Annotated in this window: 12 protein-coding genes; 6 read left to right on the plus strand and 6 right to left on the minus strand. The window is 66.2% G+C overall.

Translation table 11 applies throughout. The annotated features are described in order from the left end of the window. Nucleotides 1-211: 211 nt before the first annotated feature. On the plus strand, nucleotides 212-2,098 hold the full coding sequence (locus DVB37_RS01615; protein ID WP_120153569.1) for a sigma-54-dependent Fis family transcriptional regulator: 1,887 nt from the start codon (nucleotides 212-214) through the stop codon (nucleotides 2,096-2,098). A gap of 5 nt (nucleotides 2,099-2,103) precedes the next feature. Here the strand turns inward: DVB37_RS01615 and trpC are convergent, their stop codons facing one another. The 6 genes from trpC to rpe all read right to left on the minus strand — a co-directional run bounded on the left by trpC (nucleotide 2,104) and on the right by rpe (nucleotide 7,833). Then, on the minus strand, nucleotides 2,104-2,892 hold the full coding sequence (gene trpC, locus DVB37_RS01620; RefSeq protein WP_046805610.1) for an indole-3-glycerol phosphate synthase TrpC: 789 nt from the start codon (nucleotides 2,890-2,892) through the stop codon (nucleotides 2,104-2,106). Continuing rightward, nucleotides 2,889-3,920 (minus strand): anthranilate phosphoribosyltransferase, encoded by a 1,032-nt coding sequence (gene trpD / locus DVB37_RS01625; RefSeq protein WP_046805611.1) that lies wholly within the window; start codon nucleotides 3,918-3,920, stop codon nucleotides 2,889-2,891. Before trpD ends, trpC begins: the two co-directional genes overlap by 4 nt. A 17-nt stretch (nucleotides 3,921-3,937) precedes the next feature. Then, nucleotides 3,938-4,504, minus strand: a complete 567-nt coding sequence (locus DVB37_RS01630; protein WP_046805612.1) for an aminodeoxychorismate/anthranilate synthase component II — start codon at nucleotides 4,502-4,504, stop codon at nucleotides 3,938-3,940. 47 nt (nucleotides 4,505-4,551) lie between these two features. Further along, nucleotides 4,552-6,072: an anthranilate synthase component I gene (trpE, locus tag DVB37_RS01635; protein ID WP_046805613.1), complete on the minus strand. Its 1,521-nt coding sequence runs from the start codon at nucleotides 6,070-6,072 to the stop codon at nucleotides 4,552-4,554. A 305-nt stretch (nucleotides 6,073-6,377) separates the two neighbouring features. Continuing rightward, nucleotides 6,378-7,085: a phosphoglycolate phosphatase gene (locus DVB37_RS01640; RefSeq protein ID WP_046805614.1), complete on the minus strand. Its 708-nt coding sequence runs from the start codon at nucleotides 7,083-7,085 to the stop codon at nucleotides 6,378-6,380. Nucleotides 7,086-7,104: 19 nt separating this feature from the next. Then, nucleotides 7,105-7,833 (minus strand): ribulose-phosphate 3-epimerase, encoded by a 729-nt coding sequence (rpe, locus tag DVB37_RS01645; RefSeq protein WP_046805615.1) that lies wholly within the window; start codon nucleotides 7,831-7,833, stop codon nucleotides 7,105-7,107. A 139-nt stretch (nucleotides 7,834-7,972) separates the two neighbouring features. Between rpe and apaG the strand changes: the two genes are divergently transcribed. The 5 genes from apaG (at nucleotide 7,973) to DVB37_RS01670 (ending at nucleotide 12,884) form a co-directional block, all read left to right on the plus strand. Continuing rightward, nucleotides 7,973-8,347, plus strand: coding sequence for a Co2+/Mg2+ efflux protein ApaG (gene apaG, locus DVB37_RS01650; protein WP_046805616.1), 375 nt, complete (start codon nucleotides 7,973-7,975; stop codon nucleotides 8,345-8,347). Nucleotides 8,348-8,382: 35 nt separating this feature from the next. Next, nucleotides 8,383-9,690 (plus strand): murein transglycosylase A, encoded by a 1,308-nt coding sequence (locus tag DVB37_RS01655; RefSeq protein WP_046805617.1) that lies wholly within the window; start codon nucleotides 8,383-8,385, stop codon nucleotides 9,688-9,690. Next, complete coding sequence (locus DVB37_RS01660; protein ID WP_046805618.1) at nucleotides 9,687-10,856, plus strand: UbiH/UbiF family hydroxylase; 1,170 nt, start codon at nucleotides 9,687-9,689, stop codon at nucleotides 10,854-10,856. Before DVB37_RS01655 ends, DVB37_RS01660 begins: the two co-directional genes overlap by 4 nt. Nucleotides 10,857-11,065: 209 nt before the next feature. Beyond that, the gene (locus tag DVB37_RS01665) at nucleotides 11,066-11,851 is read left to right on the plus strand and encodes a DsbC family protein (protein ID WP_120153571.1); all 786 of its coding nucleotides are present in this window, start codon (nucleotides 11,066-11,068) and stop codon (nucleotides 11,849-11,851) included. Between the two features lie 64 nt (nucleotides 11,852-11,915). Next, nucleotides 11,916-12,884, plus strand: coding sequence for a D-2-hydroxyacid dehydrogenase family protein (locus tag DVB37_RS01670; protein WP_120153573.1), 969 nt, complete (start codon nucleotides 11,916-11,918; stop codon nucleotides 12,882-12,884). Nucleotides 12,885-12,927: the final 43 nt, after the last annotated feature.

Genomic DNA, 12,927 nt, shown 5'->3' on the forward strand with positions numbered 1-12,927 from the left:
GGGATAGCGGCAGTGAGCTGCCTGCCTGGTATCAAGCAAGGAACATGCCAACGTGCGGGCTTCCCCGCTGGACAGCGCGCGCCCTCGCGTGCGAAAGTTGACTTCGACGCGCCCTGTCCGGCGTGCAACAGTTTTGCCCCTTCGAGATGTCGTTATTTGCGACGTTGTCGCGGAACAGGTGTCGCAGAAGCGCCTGTCCAAGGAGACAAGCATGGCCAGTCAATCTCGTCAGCACGCGCTGACGCAAGCGCGCCTGCTGTTCAACCAGCAGGGCGCCGTGCCCGGCGGCATCGTTGCCGAGCCCATCCTGCGGTCCTGGCGCCGATGCGCCGACCTGGGCTTTGACATGCGCGGCGTGCGGCGTGCCGAGCTCATGACGCAAGGCGAACTGCGCGAGGCCCAGCAGCGCAACGAAGCGCTGCGCCGCTTGTCTGAACCCGCCATGTCCTACCTGCGCCGCCAGGCCGGCGGCAGCGGCAATCTTGTGATTCTGTCGGACGCCCAGGGCCTGGTGCTGGATAGCGACGGCGATAGCGGTTTTGCCAGCCGCGCATCGCGCGTGGCGCTGATGCCGGGCGCGCCGTGGGATGAAGCGGCGGCGGGCACCAACGCCATCGGAACGGCTTTGGTCGAAGGCCGACCCATTGCCGTGCATGGCGCGGAACATTATTTCGAACCCAATCGCATCCTGACCTGCGCGGCGGTGCCCATCACCGACAGCGAAGGGCGCACGCTGGGCGTGCTGGATTTGTCCAGCCAGGCGCGCGATGTCCGCCCCGACGTGCTGGCGCTGGTGCGCGCGGCCGTGGACGTCATCGAACACCGCCTGTTTGAACAGGCTTATGAACACTACGCGGTGCTGCGTCTGCACGACGACCCGACCGGGCTGGGCGCGCCCGGCGAAGGCTTGCTGGCATTTCAGGGCGACCTGCTGATCGGCGCGAACCGCCGTGCGTTGCAGGCATTGGGTCTGGCCCCCACCGCACTGGGCGTGTATCGCTACGCCGACGTGTTCGACGGCGAACTGGAACGCTGCCCCGACGCGTCCGGCCGGGTGCTGGCGCGATCGGGCGCCGGCTACCACGCGCGCTTGCGTCAGCCGCGTTCGCGGCCGCCGCAGCCCACGGCGCGGGCTCTGCCCGCCGCCGCCGTCCGGCCGGCGGCGCCCAGCTTCGATGCCGCCACGCTGGGTGCGCTGGCGCGTGCGGTGCATTTGTCGGACGCGGGCGTTTCCCTATTGCTGCAAGGCGAAACCGGCGTCGGCAAGGAAGTGTTCGCCCGCGAAGTACACGCGCGAGGCAAGCGCGCATCGGGCCCCTTCGTGGCGGTCAATTGCGCGGCGCTGCCCGAAAGCCTGATTGAATCCGAACTGTTCGGCTACGAAGACGGCGCCTTCACCGGGGCGCGCCGGCAAGGCAGCAAGGGCTTGCTGCGCCAGGCGCATGGTGGGGTGTTGTTCCTGGATGAAATTGGCGACATGCCGCTGCTGCTGCAATCACGCTTGCTGCGGGTGCTGCAAACGCGCGAAGTGTCGCCGCTGGGGGCGGCGCGGCCGGTGCCGGTGGACTTTGCGCTGGTGTGCGCCACCCATCGCCCGCTGGCGCACGAAGGGTCCGATGCGCCGGTGCGCCCGGACCTGTATTTCCGCATTGCCGAATACACGGTCACGCTGGAACCACTGCGCGCCCGCGCCGACCGCCTGGAATTGCTGCGCGCGTTGTGGGCGGCGCAAGGCCCGGGGCCGGTGCTGCCACCGTCAATCGAAGCCCGGCTGGCCGGGTATTCGTGGCCGGGCAATTACCGGCAATTGGTAGCGGTGCTGCGCACCTTGCATGTGTTGGCCGGTCCGTCGGGCGTGGTCGATGTCGACATGCTGCCCGCCGAGCTGTTGCAGTCACCCGCCACATCCGACCCCACGCAGGACGCGCCGACGACGGACAGCGGCGCGGCGGATCTGCAATCGATGACCGATACCGCCATTCGGGATACGCTGGCCGCGCATGGCGGCAACGTCAGCCGAGCGGCGCGCGCGTTGGGTGTGCACCGCAGCACCGTGTATCGGCGCGCGGGCAATCTGGTTGTGCCGCGTCCGCGATAGCGGCCCTAGCCGACCAGACGCGCGAGTTCCGCGCCGGGGTCCTTGGCGCGCATGAAGGCCTCGCCCACCAGAAAGGCATTGACCTTGTTGTCGCGCATCAGCTTGACGTCTTCGGGCTTGAGAATGCCGCTTTCCGTGACGACGCGCTTGCCCGCCGGAATGTTGGGCAGCAGGTCCAGCGTGTTCTTCAGGCTGGTTTCGAAGGTGCGCAGGTTGCGGTTGTTGATGCCCAGAAGCGGCGTCTTCATCGTCAATGCCACGTCCAGTTCGCGGGCATCGTGCACTTCCACCAGCACGTCCATGCCCAGTTCCATCGCCAGCGTTTCGTAGTCGCGCAATTGCGTCGGCGTCAGCGCGGCCACGATCAGCAGCACGCAGTCGGCGCCCATCGCGCGCGCGGCGATGATCTGGTAGGAATCGATCACGAAGTCTTTGCGCAGCACGGGCAGCGAGCACGCCGCGCGCGCCTGGCGCAGGTGGTCGTGCGAACCCTGGAAGAACTGCACATCGGTCAGCACCGACAGGCAGGCCGCGCCATGCACCGCATAGGATGAGGCGATGTCGGCGGGGGCGAAGGTGTCGCGCAGCACGCCCTTGGAGGGCGAGGCTTTCTTGATTTCAGCGATGACGCCGGCCTTGCCTTGCGAGATCTTGTCTTCGATGGCTTGGGCAAAGCCGCGCACGTCCTGGCGCGCCTGCGCTTCGCGCAGGACTTCGGCTTCGCTGCGCATCTGGCGGGCGGCGGCGACTTCCTCGACCTTGACGGCGAGGATCTTCGCAAGAATATCGTTCATTTCTGGAATTTCCGGGTATATGCGCAGAATTCTTCCAGCTTGGCTCGCGCCGCGCCGGTGGCGATCATTTCAAATGCTAGCGCTAAGGCTTCGGGAATGGAATCGGCTTTATTGCCGGCGTAGATGGCAAGTCCTGCGTTCAGGGCGACGATGTCGCGGGCCGTGCCCTCGACATTTTCCAGCGCCTCGATGACAAGTTCGCGTGACTGCTCGCGATTGGACACCTTGATGGACCGGTTGGACATCATGGATAGCCCGTAGTCTTCGGGATGGATTTCATATTCCCGTATTTGACCATCTTTCAGCTCGCCCACCAGCGTGGCCCCGCCCAACGACGCTTCGTCCATCCCGTCCTTGCCGTGCACCACCAGCACGTGGCGCGAACCCAGGCGTTCCAGCACGCGCACCTGAATGCCCACCAAGTCCGGGTGGAACACCCCCATCAACTGGTTGGCGGCGCCGGCCGGGTTGGTCAGGGGACCCAGAATATTGAAGATGGTGCGCACGGCCAATTCCTTGCGCACGGCGGCCACGTTCTTCATGGCGCCGTGATGCGCGGGCGCGAACATGAAGCCGATGCCGGTGGCCTGGATGCATTCGGCCACTTCCTCGGGCGACAGGACCAGGTTGGCGCCCAGCGCTTCCAGCACGTCGGCGCTGCCGCTGGACGAAGACGCGCTGCGATTGCCGTGCTTGGCGATCGGCACGCCAGCCGCCGCCGCCACGAACATGGCGGTGGTCGAGATGTTGAACGTGTGGCTGCCGTCCCCGCCCGTGCCGCACATATCCAGCAGGTCTTGCGGATTGGGCGTGACCACGGGCGTGGCGAATTCACGCATGACCTGCGCGGCGGCGGTGATTTCGCCGATGGTTTCCTTCTTGACGCGCAGGCCCATCAAGAGCGCGCTGGCGATCTGCGGCGACATCTCGCCGCGCATCAGCATGCGCATCAGATGCAGCATTTCGTCGTGGAAAATTTCGCGGTGTTCGATGCAGCGCGTCAGGGCTTCGGTGGGGGAAATGGTCACGATGCGTCCTTCTTGTCTTAGGCGAGGTTCAGAAAATTGCGCAGCAGGGCATGGCCATGTTCGCTGAGCACCGACTCGGGATGAAACTGTACTCCGTACAGCGGCAGGGTCTTGTGACGCACGCCCATGATGTCGCCGTCGGGCGCGGTGGCGGTGACCGCCAGGCAGTCGGGCAGGGTGGCGGGGTCGATGGTCAGTGAGTTGTAACGGATCACGGTGTAGGGCGTGGGCAAGTCGGTGAAGATATCGGTGCCGGTGTGCGAAATTTGCACCGTCTTGCCGTGCATGATTTGCTGGGCGCGCACGATGTTGCCGCCGTAGGCCGCGCCGATGGCCTGGTGGCCCAGGCACACGCCCAGAATCGGCTTCTTGCCGGCAAAGGCCTGGATGGCGGCCACCGAGATGCCGGCTTCCGCGGGCGAGCACGGGCCGGGGGACACGCAGATGCGGTCCGGGTTCAGCGAGGCAATCTCTTCAAGAGTGATCTGGTCGTTGCGCGCCACGCGCACGTCTTCGCCCAGTTCGCCAAAGTACTGCACCAGGTTGTAGGTAAACGAATCGTAGTTATCAATCATCAACAGCATTTTTTTCTCCGTGCGGGCGGGGGGCGTGCGGCGGGGCCGGGCCGGGATCAGATGGGTTCGTCCAGGCCGTGCTGGACCTGTTCGGCGGCGCGCAGTACGGCGCGGGCCTTGGCTTCGGTTTCGGCGTATTCGGCCTCGGGGTTCGAGTCGGCCACGATGCCGGCGGCGGCCTGCACATACAGCGTGCCGTCCTTGATGACGCCGGTGCGGATGGCGATGGCCACGTCCATTTCGCCGCCATAGCTCAGGTAGCCGGCAGCCCCGCCGTAGATGCCGCGGCGCACGGGTTCCAGTTCGTCGATGATCTTCATGGCCTCGACCTTGGGCGCGCCCGTCAGCGTGCCGGCGGGAAAGGACGCGCGCAGCACGTCCATGCTGCTCATGCCGGGGTTCAGGTTGCCCGTCACGTTGGACACCAGGTGCATCACGTGCGAATAGCGTTCGATGACCATGGTGTCGCTGACCTTGACCGAGCCCACCTCGGCCACGCGGCCCACATCGTTGCGCGCCAAGTCGATCAGCATCACGTGTTCGGCCACTTCCTTGGGGTCGGCCTTCAATTCGGCGGCCAGTGCCGCGTCTTCCTCGGGCGTTGCGCCGCGCTTGCGGGTGCCGGCCAGCGGGCGGATGGTGATCTGCGACTTGGGCACGCCGTTGTCCACCACGCGCTCCTGGCGCACCAGGATCTCGGGCGAGGCGCCCACCACCTGGAAGTCACCGAAGTTCCAGAAGTACATATAGGGTGAGGGGTTCAGCGAGCGCAGCGCGCGGTACAGCGACAGCGGCGAATCGCGGAACGGCTTGGCGATGACCTGGCCGATCTGCACCTGCATCAGGTCGCCGGCGGCGATGTGTTCCTTGGCGCGGTGTACGGCGGCCAGATAGTCTTCTTTCTTGAAATCGCGCCGCTCTTCGGTCTGCATGCTGGCGTGGCTGTACGGAATTTCCACGGGGCGTCGCAGGCGCGCGCGCAGATCGTGCAGGCGCTGCTGGGCGCGGCTGTAGGATTCGGGCTGGCTCGGGTCGGCGTACACCATCAGGTAGATGCGGCCCGCCAGGTTGTCGACGATGACCAATTCGTCCACATGCATCAGCATCAGGTCGGGCGTACCGCCCTCCATGCCGGCCGGGAACGGCTTGACGGCAGGGCCCAGGCAGGGCTCGATGTGGCGCACCGTGTCGTAGCCGAAGTAGCCAGCCAGGCCGCCGCAAAAGCGCGGCATGCCGGGGCGCAGCGCCACCTTGAAACGGCTTTGGTATTGCTCGATGAAGGCAAGCGGATCGCCTTCGTGCGTTTCCACGATCTTGCCGTCGTGCAGCACTTCGGTCAGCGTGCCGCTGGCGCGGATCACGGTGCGGGCGGGCAGGCCGATGAAGGAATAGCGCCCGAAGCGCTCGCCGCCCACCACCGATTCCATCAGGCAGGTCATGCGGCCGGCCAAGGGGCCTGCGTGCGCCAGCTTCAGGTAGATGCCCAACGGGGTGTCCAGGTCGGCGTAGGTCTCGGCCACCAGCGGGATGCGGTTGTAGCCTTGAGCGGCGAGGGCCTTGAATTCGATTTCGGTCATGTCTGGGTCTCGTAAGCGATTTTTGGTTTGCTTTCAGACCGGGCGCACAACAAAAAAGCCCGGTCCAGGTGTCTGGTTCCGGGCTTGGCTCTGTGTTTACACAGCTACGGCACTAGGCGGCATACGCGTCCAGGGCCGGGAGGGATCATCGCCACCCGGAAGACAAACGCCACCAGCGCCACGAGGCGCCGAGCATTTGGTTCTGGGGGTAAGCGTTCATTGATCCGGGTGTGTCTTGATGAGGTGCAGTGTTCGGTTGTTCAGGTGTTTGCCGACGCAATTCAGGAAGCGATTCAGAAAGTGATTCAGGAAGCGATTTTTGCGGCGTTCTGGTTTTGGTTCCAGAGCGCAACCCACTGAGCGGCGTTGACAAGCGTGTCCACTATACCATCGACATCCAGCTCCCGCACGTCCCGGCCTTCGTTGTAGCCATAAGGCACCACCAGCACTTGCGTACCGGCCGTGCGGCCCGCCTGGGCATCGTTGATCGAGTCGCCGATGGTGACGGCCTCGGTCACCGCCACGCCCAGCAGTTCGCAGGCGTGCAGCACCTGGTCGGGGTCGGGCTTGCGGCGCACGCAGGTGTCGCCGCAGACCACGGCGTCGAAAAAGCCCGCCAAACCCGTGCGCTGCAATAGCGGCAGGGTGAATTCGGTGGGCTTGTTGGTGACCACAGCCAGTTTCAGGCCCTGGTCGCGCATGTGCTTCAGGCCGTCGATCACGCCGGGGTAGACCTGGGCGCGTTCGCCGTTGACCAGGTGATAGTGCCGGTAGAAGGAGTCGCGGGCGCGGGCGAATTCCTCGGCCGACGGGTCGGGTGCGTCCAGGCTGCCCGCCAGGCTGCGGCGGACCAGGTTGTCCACGCCCTTGCCGACAAACGTGGCAACCACGTCTTCACGCAGCACGGTCAGGCCCAGGTCGACGCGCATGGCGTTGGCGGCGAACGCCAGGTCGGGGATGGAGTCCAGCAGGGTGCCGTCCAGGTCCAGCAGCGCGGCGCGAAAAGCGGTCATGTCGAGGTTTCCTGGTGGCTTAGACGGCGGTGGTTTCGCCGATGGCGATCTGTTCGCGCATGGATTTGATGATGCCGGCGTAGTCGGGCTTGCCGAAAATGGCCGAGCCGGCCACAAAGGTGTCGGCGCCCGCGCGGCGAATTTCGGCGATGTTGTCGATTTTGACGCCGCCGTCCACCTGCAGCACGATTTCCTGCCCGCCGGCCTGCGTCCAGGCGTCGATCCGGGCGCGTGCTTCGCGCAACTTTGCCAGCGTGCCGGGAATGAAGCTCTGGCCGCCAAAGCCCGGGTTCACCGACATGATCAGGATCAGGTCAATCTTGTCCATGACGTAGTCCAGGTAGGACAGCGGCGTGGCGGGGTTGAATACCAGCCCGGCCTTACAGCCGTTTTCGCGGATCAGCGACAGCGTGCGGTCCACGTGGCGGCTGGCGTCCGGGTGAAAGCTGATGTAGTCGGCGCCTGCCTTGGCGAACATCGGGACCAGGTCATCCACCGGCTCGACCATCAGATGCACGTCGATCGGCACTTGCACATGGGGCCGGATGGCGGCGCACACCATCGGGCCGATGGTCAGGTTGGGGACATAGTGGTTGTCCATCACGTCCACGTGTATCCAGTCGGCACCGGCGGCGACGACGTTGCGGACTTCCTCGCCCAGGCGGGCGAAGTCAGCCGACAGGATACTGGGGGTGATGCGGGTGGAGGCCGTGGAGGTAGACATGATGTTCGGGATCGGGGAGGGCATAATGTGCCATTATTGCAGTTTGAGGCGCGGGTTCGGGAAAGGCCCGGTTCCACGGCTCCCAATTCTGCGTTGTCCAAACGTCTCCCGAACGCCCGGCGCCGATCTCCGGCCCCCGCGTCCAGCCACACAGGGAAGGACTGTGAAACCTTACGACCTGAGCGTCTCTGTCTCTCCGCGCTTCGTGCCTGAACAGTCCGATCCGGGCGAACAGCAATTCGTGTTTGCCTATACCGTTCGCATCACCAACACCGGCGAACATCCCGCCCAGGTGATCAGCCGCCATTGGGTCATCACCGACGGCAACCAGCGCGTGCAGGAAGTGCGCGGGCTGGGCATCGTGGGCCAGCAACCGTTGCTGGCGCCCGGCGAAACCTTCGAATACACCAGCGGCTGTCCGCTGCCCACCCCCGTGGGCACCATGCGCGGCACCTATCACTGCGTTGGCGAGAACGGCATCCCGTTCGAAGTGCCGATCTCCGAATTCGTCCTGGCCATGCCGCGCACCCTGCATTGAATGGCCCCGCCCGTCGCTCGTTTTTTTCCTAGCTCATGAAGCGCATTCTCAGCCTGTCCCTGCTGCCGATCTTGCTGGCGGCATGCTCCACGCCGTCGGAAATTCCTTCCGGCCCCGGCGAAACCAGCACCATCCCCGGCTCGCGTGCTCCGGCGGCTGACGGCCCCCTGGTGGTGCCGTCGCTGTCGGCGTTGCCCGACACCCCGCCGCGCGCGCTGGCCGGCAAGTTCAAGGCCGGCACCTGGTCCGAAATGCCCGGCTGGTCCGCCGACGACCTGACCCAGTTCTGGCCCCTGTTCCTGCGCAATTGCCGTGGGCTGATGCGTCCGACCAGCGGCAATCTGGCCGCCCCGGCGCGCGCCACGCCGCGTGCGTGGCAGCCCGTCTGCGCCGCCGCCATCGACCCGGCCCGCGCGCCGGCGGCGGGCGACGGCGAAGCCGTGCGCCGCTTCCTGCAAACCTATTTGCAGCCGTGGCGTCTGAACGCCGCCGACGGCAAGCCGGCCACCAACACGGTCACCGGCTACTACGAGCCGCTGGTGCGCGGATCGCGCCGCCAGGGCGGCAACTACCAATGGCCGCTGTACGCCGTGCCGGCCGACCTGCTCACCATCGACCTGGGTTCGGTCTACCCGGACCTGGCCGGCAAGCGCGTGCGCGGCAAGCTGGACGGCAAGCGCGTGGTGCCCTACGACACCCGCGCCGCCATCGAATCCCCCTCGGGCCGCAAGCCGCCGGTTGTCGTCTGGGTGGATGACCCGGTGGATAACTTCTTCCTGCAAGTGCAGGGCTCGGGCCGCGTCCAGCTGACCGACGGTCCCGACGCCGGCAAGACCATCCGCGTGGCCTACGCCGACCATAACGGCCAGCCCTATGTGTCCATCGGCCGCTGGCTGATCGACCGGGGCGAACTCAGCGCCGATCAGGCGTCCATGCAGAACATCCGCGCCTGGGCACAGCGCAATCCGAAGCGCGTGCCTGAAATGCTGAACGCGAATCCGGCGGTGGTGTTCTTCCGCGAAGAGCCGGTCATCGACCCCGAACAGGGGCCCAAGGGCGCCTACGCCATCCCGCTGGCGCCCAAGCGATCCATCGCCGTGGACGCCACCTTCGTGCCGCTGGGCACCCCGGTGTACCTGGCCACGACCTTCCCGGCCTCCGACCGCCCGTTGCAACGGCTGGTTTTCGCGCAAGACACGGGCACGGCCATCCGGGGCGCCGCGCGCGCCGACTTCTACTGGGGTTACGGTGAAGAAGCCGGCCAGCAGGCGGGCCGCATGAAACAACGGGGCCAGATGTGGGTGCTGTGGCCTAAGCAAGCTGGGGAGCCCTCGGCAAGATGAGCCATCAAATCGTCGTATGCGGGGCCGGTATCGTGGGCCTGTCCACCGCCCTGGCGCTGGCCCGGCGCGGCCAGCGCGTTGCCGTGCTGGCGCCGCGTTCGTCCGTGCCCGCCGCCGATCCCAACCACTATCACCCCCGCGTCTACGCCATTTCGCCCGCCAGCCAGCGTTTCCTGGCCGAGCTGGGCGTGTGGGACGCCATGCCCGCCGGCCGGCTGATGCCGGTGCAAGCCATGGAAATCCACGGCGACGCCGACGGGCAGGTCAACTTGAACGCCTGGCAGGCGGCGTTGCCGCAACTGGCCTGGATCGTCGAATCCGGCGAGATCGAGCGCGTGTTGATCCAGGCGGTGCGGATGTTCGGCATCCCCTGGCTGGAAGACCGCTGCACCGGCTATCAGGATGGCGCGGTCGATACCGAAAGCGGGGCGCGCATTCAGGCGGAATTGTTCGTGGGCGCCGACGGCGCGGCCTCGCCGCTGCGCACGGCGGCCGGCTTGAAGCACGACACCGTGTCCTACAACGACACGGGCCTGGTGGTGCATCTGGATGCCGAACACGCCCACCATGGCACTGCCATCCAGTGGTTCCGCGACGACGGCGTGCTGGCGCTGCTGCCGCTGCCCGACACCGCCGACGGTCCGCAAGTGTCGATGGTCTGGTCCATGCGCAGCGAACCGGCGCAGGCGCTGCTGGCCTTGCCGGCCGAACAGCAAACTGCCCGGCTGGAGACCTTGCTGGCCGACGCCGCCGAGGGCCGGCTGGGCCGCTTGAAGGTGCGCAGCAAATTGCACGGCTTTCCGCTGACGCTGGAACGCGCGCAGATGGTGGCGCCCGGCATCGCGCTGGCCGGCGACGCCGCGCACCGGCTGCATCCCCTGGCGGGCCAGGGCCTGAACCTGGGCCTGGGCGACGTCGAGGCGCTGGCCCGCACCGTGGCTGGCCGCGAGTCCTACCGGTCGGCGGGCGACATCCGCGTGCTGCATCGGTACCAGCGCGCCCGCGCCGAACCGGTGCTGGCGATGCGCCTGGCTACCGACGGCCTGCACAAGCTGTTCGCCTCGCGCGCGACGCCGCTGGTGTGGCTGCGAAACGCGGGGATGCATCTGGTGGAACGCGCGCCCTTGGTCAAACGCCGCCTGATCGCGGGTGCATCGGCCAATTGATGCGGCGTTGGGGCGCACGCCCCGCAGCGGGCGATCCGGCACGGGCGGTCAGCCCCGCGCTTTGAGGTTTTCTTTTGGAACCTTGAAGCGCGCCGGGCGTCTGAACGACACTTTGCCTTTCCGCGTCCAACCGGCATGTCGTCCGGCCCGGCTCCTTGCCGGATGAGTTACGCTTTCCCCCAAAGAACACGATAAGTACAGGAGCACCCATGACTTTCCGCATCTCCGCCACGCTGGCGGCTTGTTTCCTGGCCGGCGGGCTGGGCTTGTCCGCCCCGGCTCTGGCGCAGGCGCCGGCCCAAGGCAAGGCCGTCTCCACCGAGTCGGTCGGCAAACCCGCCAAGGGCGAAAAAAGCGTGTCGACGCCGCAGCTCGACGCCGTCAAGGAACGCTTCGAACAACGCTTTTCCGGCATGGACGTCACCGCCGTGCGCCTGACGCCTTACGGCATTTTTGAAGTGCAGTTGGGCATGGACCTGCTCTACACGGACGAAAAAGTCACCTGGGTCATGGAAGGTCCGTTGATAGACGCCATGACGCGCCGCGATGTCACCCGCGAGTCGCAGGAAAAGCTCAGCGCCGTCACGTTTGATCAGCTGCCGCTGGAACTGGCCATCAAGCAGGTCAAGGGCACCGGCGCAAAGAAGGTCGCCATTTTTGAAGATCCCAACTGCGGCTATTGCAAGCAGTTGCGCAAGACGATGGAAGACCTGAACGACGTCACCGTCTACACCTTCATGTACCCGATTCTGTCGCCCGATTCCAAGGACAAGGTGCGCGACGTCTGGTGCGCCAAGGACCAGGGCAAGACCTGGGACGACTGGATGGTGCGTAACAAGAAGCCGGCCGCCGCCAATTGCGATGTGCCCGAAGACAAGCTGCTTGCACTGGGCCACCGCCTGATGGTGCGCGGCACGCCCACGCTGTTCTTTGCCGACGGCTCGCGCGTCAGCGGCGCCATTCCGCTGGACCAACTGAAAGAACGCTTGAACTGACCGGCGCTGATCGCGCCGGCCGGGTGGCTGGCGCGATAGCCGCCTTGCCACCCGGAGAAGACACTTGAAAATCGCAATACTGGACGATTACCACGACGTAGCACGGCGCTATGCGGATTGGACCTCGCTGGGCGGTGACGCCCAGGTGCAGATCTTCAACAACTTCATTCCGGTCGAACAGGTCGAGGCCACGCTGGAACCCTTCGACGTGATCGTGGCGATGCGCGAACGCACGCCGTTTCCGGCCGAGCGCATTCGCGCGTTGCCGAAGCTGCGCCTGTTGATCACCACCGGCATGCGCAACAACGCCATCGATATGCAGGCCTGCACGCAACAGGGCATCGTCGTGTGCGGCGCGCCCGGCAGTGCCGACGCCAACACCGCCACGGCCGAACTGGCCTGGGCGCACATCCTGGGGCTTTTCAAGCACCTGCCCGCGGAAGACGCGGCCATGCGCCGCGGCATGTGGCAAACCGCCATGCCCGAGCCATTGGCCGGCAAGCGGCTGGGGGTGTTGGGGCTGGGCAAGCTGGGCGCGGCCGTGGCCAAGGTGGGCCTGGCTTTCGGCATGGACGTGGTGGCCTGGAGCCCCAACCTGACGGATGAACGCGCCGAGGCGGCGGGCGTCAAGCGTGTCGACAAGCACACGCTATTTGCCACGTCCGACGTGGTCAGCCTGCACTTGATCTTGTCCGAGCGCAGCCGTCACGTGGTGGACGCCGCGGCGCTTGCCGCGATGAAGCCGACCGCCTATCTGGTGAACACGTCGCGCGCCGGCCTGGTCGACAACGAGGCCCTGATGGACGCTCTGGTCAAATTCCGCTTGGCCGGCGCGGGCCTGGACGTCTACCCCGAAGAGCCGCTATCGCCCACCGACTCGGTGCGCGACCTGGACAACGTGATCCTGACCCCGCACCTGGGCTACGTCAGCCGCGAGAATTTCGAAGCGTTCTACCAGAACGCGCTGGACGCCGTGAAGGCGTTTCAGGCCGGCAAGCCGATTCGGGTGTTGAACCCGACATCGGCGGCGTGATCGCGGGCGCAGGCGTTTGTGCCTGCCCCTGCTACCGACCACG

The sequence above is a fragment of the Achromobacter sp. B7 genome, assembly GCF_003600685.1.
In the GTDB taxonomy this organism is placed as follows: domain Bacteria; phylum Pseudomonadota; class Gammaproteobacteria; order Burkholderiales; family Burkholderiaceae_B; genus Achromobacter; species Achromobacter spanius_B.